The 20,430-nt window shown below is 57.0% G+C and carries 18 protein-coding genes and 2 pseudogenes; 13 read left to right on the top strand and 7 right to left on the bottom strand.

Translation table 11 applies throughout. The features are described from left to right. The first annotated feature begins 2 nt into the window (after positions 1-2). The 3 genes from DVA43_RS07210 (at position 3) to atzF (ending at position 6,188) form a co-directional block, all read left to right on the top strand. On the top strand, positions 3-638 hold the full coding sequence (locus tag DVA43_RS07210; RefSeq protein ID WP_114315098.1) for an urea amidolyase associated protein UAAP2: 636 nt from the start codon (positions 3-5) through the stop codon (positions 636-638). 151 nt (positions 639-789) lie between these two features. Beyond that, on the top strand, positions 790-4,392 hold the full coding sequence (gene uca / locus DVA43_RS07205) for an urea carboxylase (protein WP_114315097.1): 3,603 nt from the start codon (positions 790-792) through the stop codon (positions 4,390-4,392). Further along, positions 4,389-6,188: an allophanate hydrolase gene (gene atzF, locus DVA43_RS07200; RefSeq protein WP_114315096.1), complete on the top strand. Its 1,800-nt coding sequence runs from the start codon at positions 4,389-4,391 to the stop codon at positions 6,186-6,188. The genes uca and atzF overlap by 4 nt, the downstream gene beginning before the upstream one ends. A gap of 12 nt (positions 6,189-6,200) precedes the next feature. Here atzF and dmsD read toward each other — a convergent pair whose 3' ends face one another. Beyond that, positions 6,201-6,815 (bottom strand): Tat proofreading chaperone DmsD, encoded by a 615-nt coding sequence (dmsD, locus tag DVA43_RS07195; protein ID WP_114315095.1) that lies wholly within the window; start codon positions 6,813-6,815, stop codon positions 6,201-6,203. A gap of 35 nt (positions 6,816-6,850) precedes the next feature. Continuing rightward, positions 6,851-7,876 (bottom strand): annotated as a pseudogene (locus DVA43_RS07190) (molybdopterin dinucleotide binding domain-containing protein); the annotation flags it as partial. Positions 7,877-8,185: 309 nt separating this feature from the next. On the opposite strand from DVA43_RS07190, the gene DVA43_RS07185 reads away from it, so the two are divergent. Next, positions 8,186-9,526: a site-specific integrase gene (locus DVA43_RS07185; protein WP_114315093.1), complete on the top strand. Its 1,341-nt coding sequence runs from the start codon at positions 8,186-8,188 to the stop codon at positions 9,524-9,526. Positions 9,527-9,789: 263 nt separating this feature from the next. Beyond that, entirely contained in the window at positions 9,790-10,044 is a 255-nt protein-coding gene (locus DVA43_RS25315; RefSeq protein ID WP_168194651.1) for a hypothetical protein, read from the top strand. Positions 10,045-10,065: 21 nt separating this feature from the next. On the opposite strand, the gene DVA43_RS24695 is transcribed toward DVA43_RS25315, so the two are convergent. Further along, positions 10,066-10,227 carry a hypothetical protein gene (locus DVA43_RS24695; RefSeq protein ID WP_168194650.1) on the bottom strand — a complete coding sequence of 54 codons (162 nt, stop codon included), beginning with the start codon at positions 10,225-10,227 and terminating at the stop codon, positions 10,066-10,068. Between the two features lie 806 nt (positions 10,228-11,033). Between DVA43_RS24695 and DVA43_RS07175 the strand changes: the two genes are divergently transcribed. Beyond that, positions 11,034-11,297, top strand: a complete 264-nt coding sequence (locus DVA43_RS07175; protein WP_114315091.1) for a hypothetical protein — start codon at positions 11,034-11,036, stop codon at positions 11,295-11,297. On the opposite strand, the gene DVA43_RS07170 is transcribed toward DVA43_RS07175, so the two are convergent. Next, a protein-coding gene (locus tag DVA43_RS07170) for an IS3-like element ISSen4 family transposase (RefSeq protein ID WP_087451024.1) occupies positions 11,290-12,410 on the bottom strand; the annotation gives its coding sequence in 2 pieces (ribosomal slippage) (positions 11,290-12,152 and positions 12,152-12,410; 1,122 coding nt in all). The genes DVA43_RS07175 and DVA43_RS07170 overlap by 8 nt on opposite strands. A 70-nt stretch (positions 12,411-12,480) precedes the next feature. Between DVA43_RS07170 and DVA43_RS24885 the strand changes: the two genes are divergently transcribed. The 4 genes from DVA43_RS24885 (at position 12,481) to DVA43_RS07145 (ending at position 15,177) form a co-directional block, all read left to right on the top strand. Further along, entirely contained in the window at positions 12,481-13,014 is a 534-nt protein-coding gene (locus DVA43_RS24885; protein WP_114315090.1) for a hypothetical protein, read from the top strand. A 1-nt stretch (position 13,015) separates the two neighbouring features. Beyond that, the gene (locus DVA43_RS07160) at positions 13,016-13,288 is read left to right on the top strand and encodes a hypothetical protein (RefSeq protein ID WP_114315089.1); all 273 of its coding nucleotides are present in this window, start codon (positions 13,016-13,018) and stop codon (positions 13,286-13,288) included. A 317-nt stretch (positions 13,289-13,605) separates the two neighbouring features. Then, positions 13,606-14,115 (top strand): hypothetical protein, encoded by a 510-nt coding sequence (locus tag DVA43_RS07150; RefSeq protein WP_114315087.1) that lies wholly within the window; start codon positions 13,606-13,608, stop codon positions 14,113-14,115. 81 nt (positions 14,116-14,196) lie between these two features. After that, a complete protein-coding gene (locus DVA43_RS07145; RefSeq protein WP_168194688.1) occupies positions 14,197-15,177 on the top strand; it encodes a hypothetical protein in 981 nt (326 codons plus the stop codon). 392 nt (positions 15,178-15,569) lie between these two features. On the opposite strand, the pseudogene DVA43_RS07140 reads toward DVA43_RS07145, so the two are convergent. Continuing rightward, positions 15,570-16,985: pseudogene (locus DVA43_RS07140) on the bottom strand (molybdopterin-dependent oxidoreductase); the annotation flags it as partial. A gap of 149 nt (positions 16,986-17,134) precedes the next feature. Then, complete coding sequence (locus DVA43_RS07135) at positions 17,135-17,440, bottom strand: DUF1161 domain-containing protein (RefSeq protein ID WP_103824474.1); 306 nt, start codon at positions 17,438-17,440, stop codon at positions 17,135-17,137. A 123-nt stretch (positions 17,441-17,563) separates the two neighbouring features. On the opposite strand from DVA43_RS07135, the gene DVA43_RS07130 reads away from it, so the two are divergent. Then, positions 17,564-18,256, top strand: a complete 693-nt coding sequence (locus DVA43_RS07130; RefSeq protein ID WP_168194687.1) for a YnfC family lipoprotein — start codon at positions 17,564-17,566, stop codon at positions 18,254-18,256. Between the two features lie 38 nt (positions 18,257-18,294). Here DVA43_RS07130 and DVA43_RS07125 read toward each other — a convergent pair whose 3' ends face one another. Then, on the bottom strand, positions 18,295-18,624 hold the full coding sequence (locus DVA43_RS07125; protein WP_114315083.1) for a DUF1283 family protein: 330 nt from the start codon (positions 18,622-18,624) through the stop codon (positions 18,295-18,297). 149 nt (positions 18,625-18,773) lie between these two features. On the opposite strand from DVA43_RS07125, the gene DVA43_RS07120 reads away from it, so the two are divergent. Together DVA43_RS07120 and rspA are read left to right on the top strand one after the other, a co-directional pair. Beyond that, positions 18,774-19,100 (top strand): YnfA family protein, encoded by a 327-nt coding sequence (locus DVA43_RS07120; RefSeq protein WP_114315082.1) that lies wholly within the window; start codon positions 18,774-18,776, stop codon positions 19,098-19,100. A gap of 109 nt (positions 19,101-19,209) precedes the next feature. Beyond that, complete coding sequence (gene rspA / locus DVA43_RS07115; protein ID WP_103824472.1) at positions 19,210-20,424, top strand: starvation-sensing protein RspA; 1,215 nt, start codon at positions 19,210-19,212, stop codon at positions 20,422-20,424. Positions 20,425-20,430 lie beyond the last annotated feature (6 nt).

Below are 20,430 nucleotides of genomic sequence, written 5' to 3'. Positions count from 1 at the left end.
TGATGATGACCGTAGCCAGCGAAAAAGAGGCGCAACACGCCAGCTTCCGCCATGTGATCCCGGCGGGGGAGCCCTACCTGTTTGAAGTGAAAAAAGGCCAGACCCTGCGCCTGCTGGATCTGGAGGGCAATCAGGCGGTGGATACGCTGTTCTATAACGCCGATAACCCGCGGGAGCGCTACGATGCCCAGCGCACCCTGCGCCGGCAGAACAACGCGTATCTGACCACCGGGAGCGTGCTCTACTCCAACCTCGGCAACCCGCTGCTGACCATCGTGGCGGATACCTGCGGACGGCACGACACTCTCGGCGGCGCCTGCGCCCAGGAGAGCAATACCGTGCGTTACGCCCTCGACAAGCGCCATATGCACAGCTGCCGGGATAACTTCCTCTGTGCCTGTCTGCACGATGGCCGCCTGCAAAAGCGCGATATCGGGGCCAACATTAACTTCTTTATGAACGTGCCGGTAACCCCGGAGGGCGGGCTGACCTTTGCCGACGGCATCTCCGCGCCGGGGAAATATGTTGAGCTGAAGGCAGAGTGCAACGTCATCGTGCTGATCTCCAACTGCCCGCAGCTGAACAACCCCTGCAATGGCTGGAACCCGACCCCTGCGGAGGTGCTGATATGGAACTGACGCCGACACGCTGGCAGCGCCTGCGCCAGACGATCTATCGCCTGTTTGAACTGCGTGCCGGACGGATCCTGCCGTAAATCTTTTTCCCCGTGGACGACCATGCGGTGAGCCAGTTTCCGGCGGGACGACCCGCCACCATTGAGTCTGAACTATGTTGACGAAACTCCTGATTGCCAACCGCGGGGCGATTGCCTGCCGCATCCTGCGCACGCTGCGCGCCATGAAGATCGGCGGCGTGGCGGTCTATTCCGAGGCGGATATCAGCAGCCTGCATATCCGCGAGGCCGACGAAGCCCTGAGCCTTGGCGACGGCCCGGCGGCCAATACCTATCTGGTCAGCGAAAAAATCATCGCCGCGGCGAAAGCGACCGGTGCTCAGGCGATCCATCCGGGCTACGGTTTTCTCTCGGAGAACGCCGCCTTTGCCGAGGCCTGCGAAGCGGCGGGCATTGCTTTTGTCGGCCCTACACCGGAGCAGCTGCGCCTCTTTGGCCTGAAACATACTGCCCGCGCCCTGGCGAAAGAACATGGCGTACCGATGCTGGAAGGCACCGGACTGCTGGCGGATGTGAACGCGGCGCTGGAGGCAGCGGAGCAGGTTGGCTACCCGGTGATGCTGAAAAGCACCGCCGGCGGGGGCGGGATCGGGATGCGTGTCTGCTATACCCCGGCGGAATTCTTCGAAGCCTTCGACGCGGTGGTGCGGCTGGGGAAAAACAACTTCAGCGACGCAGGTGTCTTTATCGAGAAATACATCGAGCGGGCGCGTCATCTGGAAGTGCAGCTCTTCGGCGACGGCAAGGGGGAGGTGATCGCCCTCGGCGTGCGCGACTGCTCGGTACAGCGGCGTAACCAGAAGGTGCTGGAGGAGACCCCGGCGCCCAACCTGCCAGAGGGCATGGCGGATGCGCTGTGTGAGGCGGCCATTAAGCTGGGTAAAGCGGTCAACTACCGCAGCGCAGGCACGGTGGAGTTCGTCTACGACAGCGACGCCGCCCGGTTCTACTTCCTTGAAGTGAATACCCGGCTGCAGGTGGAGCATGGCGTCACCGAGCAGGTGTGGGGTGTCGATCTGGTGCGCTGGATGATTGAACTGGCGGCAGGAATTCTGCCTCCGCTGGCGGCTCTGCGTGATGGCCTGACTCCTGCGGGCCACGCCATCCAGGCGCGGGTTTATGCCGAAGATCCGGGCCGTCAGTTCCAGCCATCGCCCGGCCTGCTTACCGAAGTGGTTTTTCCGGAAGATAACCGCCGCACGCTGCGCATCGACAGCTGGGTGGAATCGGGCTGCGAAGTCCCGCCCTTTTTTGACCCGATGCTGGCAAAAATTATCGCCTGGCAGCCAACACGCGAGGCGGCGATTCAGACCCTTCACGCGGCGCTGGGTGAGACGCGTCTCTACGGCGTGGAAACCAACCGTAGCTACCTGCAGCAGATTTTAACCTTCACACCGTTCGCCAGCGGCGAGCCCTGGACCCGCTGCCTGGAAGGGCTGGACTACCACGCCGCCACGCTTGAGGTACTCAGCGCCGGGACGCAAACCACGGTGCAGGACTACCCGGGGCGCGTGGGCTACTGGGCCGTTGGCGTTCCCCCCTCCGGGCCGATGGACAGTCGCGCGCTGCGTCTTGGCAACCGGCTGCTCGGCAACGACGAAGGGGCCGCCGGGCTGGAGATCACCCTCAGCGGCCCGACGCTGAAATTCAACTGCGATGCGCAACTGGCAGTGACCGGGGCGGAGATCGCCCTTACCCTGGATGGCGAACCCCTTGAGACCAACCGGGTCTACCGGGTGCAGAGCGGCATGACCCTGCGGATGGGGGATATTCGCGGCGACGGCGTGCGCAGCTATCTCTGCCTGCGCGGCGGATTTAACGTGCCGGACTATCTCGGCAGCAAAAGCACCTTTACCCTGGGTCAGTTTGGCGGCCACGCCGGGCGCGCGCTGCGTACCGGCGACGTGCTGCACATTTCGCCCTTAACCGCCCCATGCCCGGCGCAGACGCTGCCCCCGGCGCTCTGCACCACGCTTGAGCCTGTGCGTACCCTGCGGGTGATCTATGGCCCGCATGGCGCGCCGGAGTATTTCACCCCGGCTTACATGACCACCTTCTTCGCCACCGACTGGGAAGTGCACTTCAACTCCAGCCGCACCGGGGTGCGCCTGATCGGACCTAAGCCTGAGTGGGTGCGCGAGAGCGGCGGCGAAGCGGGACTGCATCCGTCGAACATCCACGACAACCCCTATGCTATCGGCGCGGTGGACTTTACCGGGGATATGCCGGTGATCCTCGGCCCGGATGGTCCAAGCCTGGGCGGGTTTGTCTGCCCGGTCACCATCATCGAAGCCGATCTGCATGCCATCGGGCAGCTAAAAGCGGGGGACAAGGTGCGCTTTGTTCCCGTGGATATCGCCACCGCCCGGCAGCTTGCCCAGGCGCAGGCGGCCCAGATCGCCAGCCTGCATCCGCTGGACGTGGCGTGGCAGCCCTCCGAACCCGCCTCGCCGGTGGTGCTGGAGCAGGGGCAGGCTGATAAACGGCTGGTAGCGCGGCTCTCCGGCGATACCCATCTGCTGCTGGAGATTGGCGATCCCGAGCTGGATCTGGTCCTGCGTTTTCGCGCCCACGCCCTGATGCAGGCTCTGGAGGCGCGGGCGCTGGATGGGGTTATCGACCTGACGCCAGGCATCCGCTCCCTGCAAATTCACTACCAGCCGGAGGCGCTGAGCCTGGCGAGCCTGCTGGATACCGTGGCCGGGCTGTGGCAGGCGGTGTGTGAACAAGATGCGCTTGAGGTGCCGTCGCGCATCGTCTGGCTGCCGCTCTCCTGGGATGATCCGGCCTGCCAGAAAGCCATCGACAAGTATATGACCACCGTGCGCCGGGATGCGCCCTGGTGTCCAAGCAACCTGGAGTTTATCCGTCGCATTAACGATCTGGCGAACGTCGATGAGGTCTACAAAACGGTGTTTGACGCCAGCTATCTGGTGATGGGGCTGGGGGATGTCTATCTCGGCGCCCCGGTGGCGACCCCGCTCGATCCGCGTCATCGTCTGGTCACCACCAAGTACAACCCGGCCCGCACCTGGACGGCGGAAAACTCGGTGGGGATCGGCGGAGCCTATCTCTGCGTCTACGGCATGGAGGGGCCGGGCGGATATCAGTTTGTCGGGCGCACCTTGCAGATGTGGAGCCGTTATCACGCCGTAGAGGATTTCGGCGGCAAGCCCTGGCTGTTGCGCTTCTTCGACCAGATCCGCTTCTATCCGGTCTCTGCTGAGGAGCTGCTCACCATCCGGCGCGATTTCCCGCTGGGGCGCTATCCGCTGCGCATTGAGCACACCAGCCTGAAGCTGGCGGAGTATCAGCAGTTTCTCGCCGACGAAGCGCAGGAAATTGACGCGTTTCGCGCCCATCAGCAGGGAGCCTTTAACGCCGAGCGCGAGCGCTGGATTGCCAACGGCCAGGCGCATTTCGACAGCAGCGATGTGCTGGCGGATGAGGGCGATGATGCCCCGCTGCAGCCGGGTCAGGCGGGCATCGACAGCCCGGTTTCCGGCAACCTGTGGCAGGTGAGCGTGGAGGTGGGCAAAGCGGTCCGCGAGGGGGATGTGCTGGTGGTGCTGGAGTCGATGAAGATGGAGATCCCGCTCCTTGCCACCCAGGATGGGATTGTCAGTCAGGTGCGCGTTCAGCCGGGCTCCCCGGTACGGGCGGGTCAGTGTGTGGTGGTCCTGGAGAAAACAGTATGAAGCATCCCTTTGATTTACGTCTCGATGTACTGACGCAGGCCTACCGCGAAGGCCGCCTCACCCCGCGGGAGGTGATTAACACCCTGCGCGAGCGGGCGCTGGCGCTAAACCCTGAGTTCAACGCCTTTATTTATCTGCTCACGCCCGAGGAGCTGGAGCCGTATCTGTCGGCGCTTGAGGGCCACTCTCCGCAAACGCTGCCCCTCTACGGCGTGCCGTTTGCCATTAAAGACAATATCGATCTGGCGGGCATCGTCACCACCGCCGCCTGCCCGGCGTTTGCATACCGGGCTGAGCAGGATGCCACTATCGTCGGCCAGCTGATCGCCCTGGGGGCAATCCCGCTGGGGAAAACCAATCTCGACCAGTTCGCTACCGGCTTAAACGGCACACGCTCGCCGTATGGCGCGTGTCGTAATAGCGTCAACGCGGATTATCCATCCGGGGGCTCCAGCGCGGGGTCGTCGCTGGCGGTGGCGCTGGGGATGGCGAGTTTTGCCCTCGGCACCGACACCGCCGGGAGCGGGCGCGTTCCGGCATCGCTCAACAACCTGGTCGGGCTTAAGGCCACCAAAGGGTTAATCTCCACTGCCGGGGTAGTGCGTGCCTGCCGCACCCTGGACTGCGTGACCTTCTTTACCGCCACGGCGGAAGAGGCGAGCCAGCTGCTGGCACTGACGGCGGTGAAAGATCCGCGCGACGACTACAGCCGCGCCAATCCAGCCTGGAACGGCGCCCAGGCATTTGGTCTGCCTGAGGCCGGGTTCCGCTTCGGCGTACCGGATCGGCTGGAATTCCTTGGTTGCACCGAGAGCGAAGCGCTCTATCACGCCGCAAAAGCGCGGTTGATAGCCCTCGGCGGCGTGCCGGTGACCATCGACTTTTCGCCGTTTCAGGCAGCGGCGACGCTGCTTTATAACGGCCCGTGGGTGGCGGAGCGCTATCACGTGGCGGGGAAACTGATTGAGCAGCAACCGGATGCAGTACTGCCGGTGATCCGCGATGTGCTAAGCAAAGCGCCCGGTACCGATGCGGTCGCGGCCTTTGACGCGCAGTATCAGCTTCAGCATTTCAAACGCCTGTGCGATGAGGTCATGGCGACCCTTGACTGCGTGCTCACGCCCACCTATCCACGCCCGGTGACGCTGGCCGAGCTGGCGGAGGAGCCGGTAAAGCGCAATTCCGAGCTGGGGGTTTATACCAACTTTATGAATCTGCTGGATTATGCCGCCGTGGCGGTGCCTGCCGGGTTCATGGCGAATGGCCTGCCGTCAGGCGTGACGCTGTTTGGCCGGGCCTTTACCGACCAGTATCTGTTGAGCCTTGCCGGGGCGTTACAACGTCACCAGAATCTGCCGCTACCCGGCGATCGTGCGTTACAGGCGACGGCACCCCTGACCACGGCCAGCCACGATCGCCTGCCGGTGGTGGTGTGTGGGGCGCATCTGGACGGCCTGGCGCTGAATTACCAGCTTCGCCAGCGCGGGGGAACCTTGCGCGAAACCACCCGCAGCGCGCCGCATTATCGCCTGTTTGCCCTCGCCGACGGGAAACGGCCCGGCATGGTGCGCGACCGCGAACAGGGGGCAGCAATTGCCGTGGAAGTGTGGGAGCTGCCCCATGCCGAGGTGGGATCGTTTCTGGCGGGCATTCCGGCGCCACTGGGACTCGGGAAAGTAGAGCTGGAGGACGGGCGCTGGTTAACCGGGTTTATCTGTGAGGAGTACGGCCTGCAGGGGGCACAGGATATTACCGCTTTCGGGGGCTGGAGAGCCTGGCTTACTCATCAGAAGTAAGCCAGGAGAGGGTTAACGGTAGAGCGGTTTTTCGGAGACCGAGGTCAGCAAGCCGGATTGCCACTCTGCCAGCGTCAGCTGTGCCAGTTTGCCCAGCGCACGGTAGAACGGGTGGCCTGCGTTTTCGATAAACACGGAAAGAAAGCGCGTGCTCCAGGGCAGCAGATGCCAGGCCAGCAGCTGGTCGCGCTCTGCATCCCGACCCGTTTCTGCCAGCCATGCCGCCATCAGCAACAGGGTGCCAACGTGATCTTCCGGCTCGTTGTTTGCCATCTCAAACACAATGCCGTTTTCCCGCATCCACTGGCGCAGCGCCAGGGTGGAATCCCCGAACAGTACGCTCTCGCGATCCAGCCAGACCGAGCCCCACGGCGGCGCGGGCAGCGCCCACGGGCCCAGAAACAGCCGCTGCCAGGCGGTACGCAAGGGTTCATCGGCAGGCTGGCGAAGTTCGTCGGCAATGGGGGCCAACAGGGACTCATCCAGCGGCCAGTCCTGCTGCCAGTCGTTGTGGGTTAAGGCCGTGACCAGCGGCGCGGCTTCGGGGCTATCCGGAGCGTAGTAAAACAGCGCGCCCAACACTCGGGCAGTAAAGGCAAACGACTCTCTCATGACTTCATCCTTCATTTGCGCGGGTTGCCCCGCGCTGAAACATTAATTGGCTACGCCTTTTCAATTTGCACCAGATTGGTGTGCTGCGGATTGCCCTTCGCCAGGGGGGATGGGCGATGGGTGGTCAGCGTGTTAATACAGGAGCCGTGGTCAATGCGATCCCCGGTCATGTTGGCATCGTGCCATGCTCCCTGGCCCATCGCGCTGACGCCCGGCATAATGCGCGGCGTCACTTTCGCCGGAATGCGCAACTCACCGCGGGCATTATAAACCCGCACCATGTCGCCGTTTTTGATCCCGCGCGACGCAGCGTCCACCGGATTGAGCCACACCTCCTGACGGCAGGCGGCCTGCAGCACATCGACGTTGCCATAGCTGGAGTGGGTGCGGGCCTTGAAGTGGAAGCCAAACAGCTGCAGCGGAAACTGGCTGCGGTCAGGATCGTCCCAGCCTTCGAAGGTGGAGGCGTAGACCGGCAGCGGGCTGATGGTTTCATCCTTCTCCAGCTGCCAGGTGCGGGCAATATCGGCCAGCCTGCTGGAGTAGATCTCGATTTTGCCTGACGGCGTTTTAAGCGGATTAGCGACCGGATCGTCGCGGAATTTTTTGTAGGCGACGAAATGCCCGTTCGGATCTTTACGCTTGTAGATGCCCATCGCTTTTAATTCCTCGTAAGAGGGAAGCTGCGGATCTTTCGCCACCATCTTCGCGTAGAGGTACTGCAACCATTCGGCCTGGGTCCGGCCTTCGGTAAAGCGCTGATAGACGTTCGGGCCGAGGCGCTTCGCCACCTCGCTCATGATCCAGTAGATGGGCTTGCGTTCGAATTTTGGCGCGGTCACCGGCTGGAGGAAGATGAGATAACCCATGTTCCCGGCATAGTCGTTGGGAATGATGTCCTCCTGCTCGACCGTCATCAGATCCGGCAGCAGCAGATCGGCATATTTCGCCGAAGAGGTCATAAAATTGTCAATCACCACAATCATTTCGCATTTACTTTCGTCCTGCAAAATGTCGTGGGTTTTATTGATGTCCGAATGCTGGTTAATGAGGGTGTTACCGGCATAGTTCCAGATGGACTCCATTGTCAGACGGATGGACGGACTTGAAGTAGTTGACTTAACGCTACTTAAGGTCCTGATATGACTGACATTAACCATGATAATACTGTATATCCATCCAGTTCTTTCTCTGGGTCTCCCTATCTGTATAAGCAAGTCTACACCTCAAGTCCTGACACAAGGCTGACACAAATCAAGGAGCTGGCAGTCCCTCAGATAGTCCGCAGGGCCAATGGTCGATATACTATCCGCTTCAGACTCAAGGGAAAGACCATCTCGTTTCTTTCAGTATCGACCCGCAGCACAGACAGGAGAGTCGCTATCATGCGTCAGAGAGAGCTAGCCGCCACAGCTAAGGCATTCATGCTGGATAAACCTGAAGTCTCGCTACAGGAGCTTAAAGAGCACCTGAGGTCTATGGCTGAGCAGTTCCTGACAGACGCTAGTGATGATTATTGGAATGGGCTTGAGGTCGCTACTCTGGTCGACGAGAAGTCGAACCTGAAGGAGCTAGCCGCTACGCAAGCCTTGAGTCTTGACCAACAGAAGGGCATACGGCTTGCGCTGGAAGTCCTGACCGCAGCACAGCAGAGAGTCGACACTGGTGATACCTCTGGTCTATTGGCTGTGATTGATAATAACCCTATAAATCACTCAACTATAAGCGACGCTACGTCAATTCTGAGTAACGAGCAGGGGGATAGACCAGAAGTATTCACACAGGAGCGCCAACCTGAGGCTGCTATCTGTAGTTTTTCTGAGCTTGTATCCTCACTGCTGGCTGAGAAGGTCCAGACCCTGAAGTCATCCAGTTACAAGGACCTCTCGTCCTCACTGAATACCGTCTCCCGGTTCCTGACTTCCAGCATGGACCTGATGTCCCGCTCTGAGTGGCTGGCTGTGAGAGACGCTATGCTGGCTGCTGAGGTGAGACCATCGACGATTAACAAGCTGCTGACAAAAGCTAAGATGTGTCTTGATTACGGTCTGATGAATGGACAGCTAGAAGGTCGCAACCCGATAGAGCGGCTGAAGCTGACCAAGGATATCGACTCCAAGCGTAGAGCATTCACTGACGAGGAGCTGGGTAGACTTCTGGTCCGGGTAGAGGCTGAGTATCAATTCACACGACACACCGCTCACACGACCTCTGAGGCTCGTAGATGGGCGACACTGGTATCTGTGGTCACTGGCGCTCGGTCTGCTGAGGTCTGCCACCTGACAAAACGTGACATTGTCACATTAGATAACGGTGCTGTGTGTATCGACATCAACGAGAACGGGGACGGGAAGTCGGTGAAGAATAAACATTCCGTCCGACTTGTACCGTTGACCAGCGGTGCCTATGGGTTCGACCTGAAGTCCTTCCAGCAGTGGGTTGACCAGCAGCCTGAAGAAGGTCCTCTCTTCGGGATGACACCGAGCGCCTACTCAAGCTGGTTTAACTCAAGGGTGTTGACTGAGGCCCTGCCAGACGCTGATAACGTCTCACTTCATAGCCTGAGGCATTGGCTGGCGACCCGCATGAAAGAGCGTGGAGTCAATCTGGTGGACGCTCAGGGCATCCTTGGCCATAGCTCGCAGTCAATCACTTTTGACCTGTACGGGAAGGGACACGCTGTGGGACGTCTGGCTGATGCGCTAAAGGTGAGCCTCTGTGACTAACTGTCACATAGTCACTAGACGTCATTTAGACGGTTAAGCTGACCGATAGTCGAGGGTACTCTGTAGCTAAAAACTCTATAGTCATTGTCGTTCAAAATGACCGATAGTCGACTGTAACGCCTTTTTAATCAAAGACTTAAAACGTCTCGACGTAAAGTTTACGTCAAGTCTAAAGGACTCGCCGGGGCTAAGCTGGACGTCATCATCGTCAGCAAGCTGACATTGGTCATCCAGACTTTGAGCTGCTGTTCGTAGCGAGCCAAGTGGCTGCGGCTGCTGGTCTGAATGCTCAGGCCGTTACCGATACGGTGAAGCGTACTACTGGGCAGGGCTGCATCACCCTCAAAGACTTAAAGGTCCTGCCACTATCAATTAATCTCATTGATAGTCTGACCGATAGTAAAGGCCGCAAGATGAGCCACTTGGCAAGGCTGTTCGACGAGCCTACAGTCTACAAGATGTTGCTGCGCGGTCATGCTCCTCAGTCCGAGCCTTTCCGCAAGTGGCTAGCTTGCTAGCGTGGGTTACTGGGGAGGTCCTTAGTCTTTTGTTGTAAGGCTGGTTAGCTGATTTTTCAGCTTTTCATTTTCTGCCGATAGCTGCCAGTTGTTCCATTCAAGCTTTTCTATCCTCTTTGTCTGGGACCATATCTGCCCAAGTAAAGCCAGCAGGATGACACCCAATCCAATTATTTCGACCATGATGGACTCGCTTAGTGTTTGAAATAAAAGTCATCTTAGCTCTCTCTACATGATGCGTTACCCTCTGTCAAGTAAATCATCTGCCCTTACTACAGGGGGACTAAACTATCACTATAGGGAACACGGGCAGACACTGAACCTCTATCAACCAGCAATGGGGGGTAGGGGGGCAGACCATAGATGCCGACCTAAAGTTAAGACTTAAAGCTACAGACTTCAGTTATTACTTTAAGCTCCCACTTCAGTTCATTCTTATGATTGTGGTAACACAATTCATATAACTACCTATAGTCCAGACTCCAGCAACTATGGGTCTTCCTGCCACCAGTCTTCAACCTCAAGTCTTGGGACCTTGTACACAGTAGGTCGGCTTCCGGCTGAGGACTGGATATATGACCAGTTGTCAGGACTAAACTATCACTGTTAGGAGACTAGCCTCCGCCTCTGGGTCGCTAGCAAGCTAGCTGTCTGATGCGTCAGAACATGCGGTCTGGTCCCGACATTAAGTATCTCTCCTCTTTATATCAAGGCCAGCAGACAGCCTCTGTCAGACCCCAGCTCGTGAGCGTTCTTTAGTTCGTACCGTGGACAGCATCCACAGTCATGACTTAAGTCTATCACCGCTCACCAACTGGACGTCTGACATGCTGTCTTGCACCTTTATCATCACAGGTCCTCACACGACCTTATCATCACCTCAAGTCTTTCTGTATGTCTCCTGTTGCCTGTGAGTCTCCCTTTACGTGGGGGCTTGAGTAGGCTTACAGGGTGTGACTTCAGGAGGCATAACAAAAGGAGTACACGTAATGAATCAACAACCATTAATGAAGCATGAGGTCGTTCTTCCGGTAATCGTTGACGGCTACCACTGGACCTGTAATCAGGACCGCATGTGGAACCTGAACGAGCTGCATAAGACGCTTGAGCTTCCGCCTGCTAAGGAGCCGGGTCAGTGGCGTAGCTCTCTAAAAGACAAGCTCGTTAAAGATGCAAATTTGCATGTTTTAGCAGGACGCTCCGGTGGCACACTGGCTGACCTGCCCCCACGATTAGATACAACACTCAGTTAGTAACGTCGGAATCTTCATTCTCAGAATGACCCTTTCTCCAGCCCGCTGCAAATTCAGACGGTGTCTGATAATTCAGCGTGGAGTGCGGGCGGCATTCGTTATAATCCTGCCGCCAGTCATTAATAATTTTCCTAGCATGAACGATATCGCTGAACCAGTGCTCATTCAAACATTCATCGCGAAATCGTCCGTTAAAGCTCTCAATAAATCCGTTCTGCGTTGGCTTGCCCGGCTGGATTAAGCGCAACTCAACACCATGCTCAAAGGCCCATTGATCCAGTGCACGGCAAGTGAACTCCGGCCCCTGGTCAGTTCTTATCGTCGCCGGATAGCCTCGAAACAGTGCAATGCTGTCCAGAATACGCGTGACCTGAACGCCTGAAATCCCAAAGGCAACAGTGACCGTCAGGCATTCCTTTGTGAAATCATCGACGCAGGTAAGACACTTGATCCTGCGACCGGTGGAAAGTGCGTCCATGACGAAATCCATCGACCAGGTCAGATTGGGCGCCGCCGGACGGAGCAGCGGCAGACGTTCTGTTGCCAGCCCTTTACGACGTCTTCTGCGTTTTACGCCCAGGCCACTGAGGTGATAAAGCCGGTACACGCGCTTATGATTAACATGAAGCCCTTCACGGCGCAGCAACTGCCAAATACGACGGTAGCCAAAACGCCTGCGCTCCAGTGCCAGCTCAGTGATGCGCCCTGATAAATGCGCATCAGCAGCCGGACGGTGAGCCTCATAGCGGCAGGTCGACAGGGATAAACCTGTAAGCCTGCAGGCACGACGTTGCGACAGACCGGTCGCATCACACATCAACATCACGGCTTCCCGCTTCTGGTCTGTCGTCAGTACTTTCGCCCAAGAGCCACCTGAAGCGCCTCTTTATCCAGCATGGCTTCGGCAAGCAGCTTCTTGAGTCTGGCGTTCTCTTCCTCAAGCGACTTCAGGCGCTTAACTTCAGGCACCTCCATACCGCCATACTTCTTACGCCAGGTGTAAAACGTGGCATCGGAAATGGCATGCTTGCGGCAGAGTTCACGGGCGGGTACCCCAGCTTCGGCTTCGCGGAGAATACTGATGATCTGTTCGTCGGAAAAACGCTTCTTCATGGGGATGTCCTCATGTGGCTTATGAAGACATTACTAACATCGGGGTGTACTAATCAACGGGGAGCAGGTCATGGCTACTGAGGAAGCGGCTATTGCCTATGCGATGTGGGTCTCTGACGATTTCTACCTTAAGGTCATCCGTGCTTTCATCGCTTTACGTAACGACAAAGTGTCAGAAGCTAAGGCGCTGGCGCAGGACTCCAAGGAGCTTAAGGGCCTCAAGCCAATAGCCCGTAACTGGCTGGAAAAGCTGGATAACCCGAAGCAGGGCCAGACCCTGACAGAGTGTCTTAAGAATCTGGACTTCAGGTTAGGAACCAAACAGGTTTCAGCTAAGGCCCTCAATGGCGTGCTGAAGTCGGGACGTATAGCTAATCCCTTTTACAGTCGCAAGATTGATGGTCGGGGACAGCCTGTATTTGACATCTCGTCAGGTGGATGGATGACCAGCTTCAATCCGAAGGGTCTGGAGAATGGCTATTACCGCCTTCAGGCTAACCACTACAACGGTCAGGAGGGGCTTAAGGTCCTCACCAAGGGCTACGAGTGGCTGAAGTCCAACAAGGTCGAGCTGGTTCGTCTGTGCGCTAAGGGAGGACTCTGATATGTACGCAGATGACACAAAGCAGCAGCGGCTTACTGATGCGTTGATTATTCAGCATATAGAGCAACTCCGTATGGTCGCTGACCGTTTCTACCGAGACGACCCGGCGTTACATGCAATCGTGCTGGCGGACTTCCTGTCCAAGGTTCACGAGGAGCTGTGTCTGAGAGCAGACGATAAGCTGGAGCTATCCCTGCCTGAGGGTCTGCCTGACTTCCGAGCGCCTGTGACCAGTGCCTATGATGTCGACGATTGGCCTGAGGAGGGATTCTAAGATGGACTCTAAACCGATGATTGACCCACGCACCAAGACCGGACGTTTGACTCTCCGTTACCGTGGTCTGCCTACAAGCCTCCTCCTGAAGGAGCTAGGTCTGGACCCTGAAGATAAGGGCCGAGAGTACCGGACCAGAGACGACCTAATCGCTGAGCTGGTCGCTATGAAGTTAGCCGCCTAATCACCAATCCTATTTAAACCTTTTGAGATGACCGATGCGGGGAGACCGTAGGCCCAACCATGCCTGCGAGACCGATAGTCTCAACGCTGTGAGCTTTCTAGCGAGCAGCTAACACTCAAGAGGAGTATTTACTATGTCTAGCAAAGCTAGTGCGTTATTCAATAACCACGACTGGAAGCTGTCAGTCACCGACATCAATCTCTATGAAAACACCGTGAGTCTGGACGGTCAGTCCTATCCGCTGTCGCTCGCTATTAAGACCCTCATTCCGGGCTACCTGTCAGGCCTGCCGTCTACCAGCCGCGAGGCGATGGAGTTACTGGAAGCTCTGGCTGATGCTGGCGTGACCATTGGTAACTTCTTCAGTAATGACCTGATGACCGCCTACCAACGCCGCCAGATGAATAAGCGTGTCGAGGCTGAGCGTATCGCTAAAGAGCTGGCGTCTCAGAAAGACCGTACCCGCGAAATGTTCATGACCGAAGACGAATGGCAGAAAGAGCTACAGCGCCGTGAACAGGTCAAAGCTGAACGCCGGACCTATGGTGAGAACTTCCGCAGTTCTACCCATTCCGCTGGTCGCTCCCGTGCCGCTATTGTCGCTGACCTTGAGTCAGGCGGTAACTGGATGGACAGCCTGTAAAACACACAGTCCCTGACCCGATGTTAGGGACTCCTCAGTTTTGAGGATTTACAGTATTTAAACTAATTTAGGAGATTGATTATTATGACGATTAAAGACGCTTTCCAGTTCGGTATTGAGCCAGTACGTATCACCGACACCGACAACATTCAGGTCAATGAAGGTCTGCCTACTAACGCTGACCCGCAGGTCTATGCCCTCCAGTTAGCTAAGACGGTTAAGGCTATGCTGAACGGTGTACTTAAAGACGCTCAGGAAAACATTCCGTTCCCTGTAGAAGTCCTGCCGACCCGTAACAGCTTACCGACGCCAATCATTGCTCACACTCTGGCTGACCGCTCTGTGGTCGTTCCTGTCCGTGGCGGTAAGGCTCCCGCTGTAGTCACCGCTGCTGCTGGTAGCGAAATTACTGTTGAACCTATCGAGAAGGCTATTCTCGTCAGCCATCAGGCGAAGCTGTGGGACTCCAAATCCTCCACTGGTTTCACTGTTGGTACGCTCCAGCAGGATGCGCTGAACATCTGCGAGAATGTGGTCCGTACAATCAACGCTAAAATGGTCGATGTATTACTGACCTCTAAGCTGTTGAAGACCGTGGATTATCCGAAGCTGACCGGGAGTCTCCTGCCACGAGCAGAGGCTATCGTAGACGCTTTGTTCGAGAGCACCGAGTCCGCTTATGGCTCTGAAGTGTCCAGCTACGGCATCCTCGCTCATGAGTCCCATATGTCCGCTCTTTCCCGCCTAGCCTTGAAGAATGGCTTTGGTGGTGAGGAGGCAGTCAAGGACATGCTGGGTACAGACATCGCGTATTACAACGGTGTAGACCGGGGCTTGTTCATGATGGCTAAGCACTTCACCTGTCTGTCCTTTGGCTGTCTGCGTCATGATGGTGAACATATCACCGTGGTCCTTTCGCGTGATGGTAACAGCCAGTCTCATGACCTTGAAATCTTAGGTAAAGTCTTTGTGGTTGCTGAAGCTGCTACGACCATCAAGATGAAGACGGGTAGTGCTACTGCGGTGTTACCAGTGGTTAAGTGCCTGAGCTTTACCAAGTAACTAACTATTGGTCAGACTTCCGTAACTGGATGTCTGGCCTTTATCTAATGTTATGTTATCACATATCAAATAAGGAGGACCTAATGGACCTACACAAAGTCTATCTCGTGGTCTTCCTGATGAAGCTGGCTCTGGTAGGCGTGCTGATGGTCGCTCGTGGCTCTAACGAGTAACTGGCCTAAAGTCCGATGAGTTTTGACTGAAAAATGTGAGACACCATCTAATACAATGAGCCTGACGATTTACCCCGTAGGCCCTACCTGTGGTCTATGACTCCGGGTGACTGCTAGCTTGCTAGCGCGGTCTATGACACAAGGCTGACACAAAGACTGACACAAGGGCTTGACTCAATGCAGGACCTCAGGTGTAATGCGGTCTCGCTTCAAGTCCTTGAAGTTCCAGATGAACTTGATCGGCACGTCGAGCTTATCCTTGCCGCGCACTCCGTCGCGGGTGGCGGTCATCTCCGGCCCGCGGGCGATGGCGTCGGTCCAGCTGAAGCAGGAGATCTGCGTTTTGACCGGGTTCTCCGGCAGCGGCATCCGCTCAATGGTGATGGTGTAAGTGGATTCACGCGCGCCGCTGTTGCCGCCGTTAATACCGACGTTGCCAGTCAGGATAGGGAGCATGGCGATGGCGCGGGAGGTGAGCTCGCCGTTGGCCTGGCGCTGCGGCCCCCAGCCCTGGCAGATGTAGGCCGGTTTCGCGGTGCCAATTTCCCGGGCCAGCTTAATGATGCGATCGGCGGGAATGCCGGTGATGCGCGAGGCCCACTCCGGGGTTTTGGCGGTGGCATCATCACCCTGGCCCAGAATATAAGCCTTGTAATGACCATTCGCGGGCGCGCCTTCCGGCAGCGTAGTTTCGTCGTAACCGACGCAATATTTATCGAGGAAGGGCTGGTCGACGAGGTTTTCGTTAATCAGCACCCAGGCGATGCCCGCCACCAGCGCGGCATCCGTTCCCGGCCGAATCGGGATCCACTCATCTTCACGCCCGGCGGCGGTGTCGGTGTAACGAGGATCGATGACGATCATGCGCGCATTCGAGCGTTCGCGCGCCTGTTCAAGGTAATAGGTGATCCCGCCGCCGCTCATGCGCGTTTCCGCCGGGTTATTACCAAACATCACCACCAGCTTGCTGTTTTCGATATCCGAGGTGCTGTTGCCCTCGTTGCTGCCGTAGGTGTAGGGCATCGCACAGGCGATCTGCGCGGTACTGTAAGTCCCGTAATGGCTCAAAAAGCCGCCGTAGCAGTTCATCAATCGGGCCACAAGCGAGGCGTAAGGTGATGAGCGGGTGATGTTACCGCCGACAATACCGGAAGAGTAATTAATGTAGACCGCTTCGTTGCCGTATTTACCCACCACGTTGCGCAGGCTGGTGGTGAGCAGATCCAGGGCTTCATCCCAGGAGATGCGTTCAAACTTCCCTTCACCGCGTTTGCCCACGCGTTTCATGGGATAGTTCAGGCGATCGGGATGGTTGATGCGTCGACGAATCGAGCGTCCGCGCAGGCAGGCGCGCACCTGATGGTTGCCATAGGTGTCGTCGCCGGTGTTGTCTGTTTCAACCCAGTACACTTCATCGTCACGCACGTGCAGCCGCAGCGCGCAGCGGCTGCCGCAGTTGACCGAACAGGCGCCCCAGACCACTTTATCTGCGCGTGCCTGCTGCACTGCCGCGGCTGCGGGACGTAAACCAAAGGGTAATGACAGGCCGCCCGCGGCAAGCGCAAGGGATCCGATGGCGGTCGATTTGACGAGGGTACGGCGGCTGATCCCGCCGCTATGCTCACTATCTGACATGACTCACTCCATTACGTTCGTCGTTTGAAAACTGATTTCAGCCGTGATGACGATCGGGCTAATGGAGGGGAGTGTTACCCATTAAGTAGGGGGTGGTATTAATGTATATCAAAACAAACGAAATTCCCCCGCGCTAACGGGGGGAATATTCACTGCGGCTCGCGAGGTGCAGGGGCCTGATTGCCGCCTCCGCTTACCGGATAGTTGCCGCTGCTGGTGCGGGTATAGAGGATTTTAAGAGTGTCATTGGCGCAGTGGCCTACCACTTCGGCGTCAGGTTTGTCGGCCTGATCGTTCGGCACGATGTTCAGCATAAAGCCGCTCTCCGGCACGCCGTTATTGATGATCCGCTGCTGAATATCGCTTTTGATGCGCTCGCAATTATCGGGTGCCGCCAGCGCGGCCGGGGCAATGCCCGCCAGCAAAAGTGCAGTAATCCAGGGTAACCGTTTCATATCTGCCTCCTTACGACTGTGTATGACTATAATAGTAGCAGGGATAGTGTAAACGTTTGTATTTGCTACACTGCCCGGGATCCTCTTCTGCTATTGGTAGGTCATGTGAATAAACACGCGCTTATGGTTGTCCTGGCGGCTCTGTTGACGGGGTGTGATAACTCCGCCGCGCCGCTGTCGTTTACGCCAGAGATGGCCAGTTTTTCTAACGAATTTGATTTTGATCCCTTGCGCGGGCCGGTGAAAGATTTCAGCCAGACGCTGTTCAATGATAAAGGGGAAGTGGCCAAGCGCGTCAGCGGCACGCTCTCTACGGAGGGCTGCTTCGACAGCCTGGAGCTGCACGATCTGGAGGCGAACACCGGCATCGCCCTGGTGCTGGACGCCAACTACTATCTGGATGCGCAAACCCAGCAGAAAAAGCTGCGGCTACAGGGCAAATGCCAGCTGGCGGAACTGCCCGCATCGGGAATTTCATGGGATACCGATGACAACGGTTTTATCGTCAGCGCCCACGGCAAAGATATGGAAGTGAACTATCGCTACGATGCAGATGGTTATCCACTCGGTAAAACCACCGTCTCCGGGGAGCAGCAGCTCTCCATTACGGCCACACCGGCGGCGGACAAGCGTAAGAAACTGGACTACACCTCGGTCAGCCAGCTAAACGATAAGCGGCTGGGCAAGGTGAAGCAGACCTGCGATTACGATCGTCACGACAACCCGGTGGCGTGCGAGCTGGTGGTTACCGATGAGAGCGTGAAGCCGGCGGTGTCGCGCAAGTACACCATCAAAAACACGATTGAGTACTACTAAGCACCGCGCAAGAGCCTGCACGGTGCTTAAGGGAACAATCAGGGGGCCAGGGCACGGCCAGTGCGGCGGTCAAGGCAGCGCAGGGTGTTGGGCTCCCAGTAGGCGTTCATATTGGCGCTCTGCTGGCATTTATCCCGGGCGTCAAAAGCGACGTCTTCTTTATCCCACTCTTTTTCCACGCGGCTGTTCACCTTATGGCGCAGGCTGCGGGTATCGTTCCACTGCTCTTTATCCATGGCGGCATTTTGACGGCTCTGGGCGCTGTCGCCAGATTCAATAATCAGTTTGCTGGTGTTGGCGGATACTGGCGCGATGAAAACAGCAGCCAGCAGGGCAGCCAGGCAGAGGCGTGTGCTCATTTTACGCATAGCGATTTCCTTGTAGACGGTGGACATTCGATAATTCCACCGGAGTTGTTACATCAGTCCATTTTGAGGGCATACCCACATCAGGCGTGTGGAAGGGTTCCTTTCACATTCAGGTATGATACCTCATCACACATCAGACAACGTTAAATATGTTTAAAACAACTTTGCTCTTTTTTGTCACCGCATTGTGCGAAATTCTCGGCTGTTTTCTGCCCTGGCTCTGGCTGAAGAAAGGCGCTTCGATACTGCTGTTGATTCCCGCGGGCGTGGCACTGGCGCTGTTTGTCTGGCTGCTCACGCTACATCCCGCGGCAAGCGGGCGCGTCTATGCCGCTTATGGTGGGGTCTACGTCTGCACGGCGCTGTTGTGGTTGCGGGTGGTCGATGGCGTGAAGCTAAGCCTCTACGACTGGGCCGGAGCGCTGGTGGCGCTGTGCGGCATGCTGATTATCGTGGCAGGCTGGGGGCGCGCCTGAGCGCCCAATCTGTGATCCAGCGAAGGTTTTTTAAACTTCATACTTGTATGGTAGTAGGGTAATTGCGTAGATTTCCGGCATCACAGTAAAAGATGTAAGGAACCGGAAAATGAAGATTGTAGGGGCTGAAGTATTTGTCACCTGTCCAGGGCGTAACTTTGTCACGCTGAAAATCACTACCGACGAGGGAATTGTCGGCCTGGGTGACGCCACCCTTAATGGCCGCGAGCTTTCCGTCGCGTCATACCTGAAAGATCATCTCTGCCCGCAGCTGATTGGCCGTGATGCCCACCGTATCGAAGATATCTGGCAGTTCTTCTATAAAGGCGCCTACTGGCGTCGCGGTCCGGTCACCATGTCGGCGATCTCCGCTATCGATATGGCGTTGTGGGACATCAAAGCCAAAGCCGCCAATATGCCGCTGTACCAGTTGCTGGGTGGCGCCTCCCGTGAAGGGGTGATGGTCTACTGCCACACCACTGGTCACACCATTGACGATGTGCTGGAAGATTACGCCCGCCATAAAGAGATGGGATTCAAGGCCATCCGCGTACAGTGCGGTGTGCCGGGAATGAAAACCACCTACGGCATGTCTAAAGGGAAAGGGCTGGCCTATGAGCCTGCCACCAAAGGCAACTGGCCGGAAGAGCAGCTCTGGTCAACGGAAAAGTACCTCGATTTTACGCCAAAACTGTTTGACGCCGTGCGTAACAAATTTGGTTTCAATGAACACCTGCTTCACGACATGCACCACCGCCTGACGCCGATCGAAGCCGCGCGTTTCGGTAAGAGCATTGAGCAGTACCGCATGTTCTGGATGGAAGACCCGACCCCGGCAGAGAACCAGGAGTGCTTCCGCCTGATCCGTCAGCACACCGTGACGCCGATTGCGGTGGGCGAAGTGTTCAACAGCATCTGGGATTGCAAACAGCTGATCGAAGAGCAGCTGATCGACTACATCCGCACCACCATCACCCACGCGGGCGGCATTACCGGAATGCGTCGAATCGCCGATTTCGCCTCTCTCTACCAGGTACGCACCGGCTCACACGGCCCGTCGGATCTGTCGCCAGTTTGCCACGCGGCTGCGCTGCACTTCGACCTGTGGGTACCAAACTTTGGTGTACAGGAGTACATGGGCTATTCCGAGCAGATGCTGGAGGTCTTCAACATCAACTGGACCTTTGAAGATGGCTACATGCATCCGGGCGATAAACCGGGCCTGGGCATCGAGTTTGATGAAAAACTGGCGGCGAAATATCCCTACGATCCCGCTTACCTGCCTGTTGCTCGTCTTGAAGACGGCACGCTGTGGAACTGGTAAAGGAGC

Source organism: Leclercia sp. W6 (genome assembly GCF_003336345.1).
In the GTDB taxonomy this organism is placed as follows: Bacteria; Pseudomonadota; Gammaproteobacteria; order Enterobacterales; family Enterobacteriaceae; genus Enterobacter.
The sequence above is the reverse complement of the archived record's forward strand: the minus strand, read 5'-3'. Positions and strand labels throughout refer to the sequence as shown.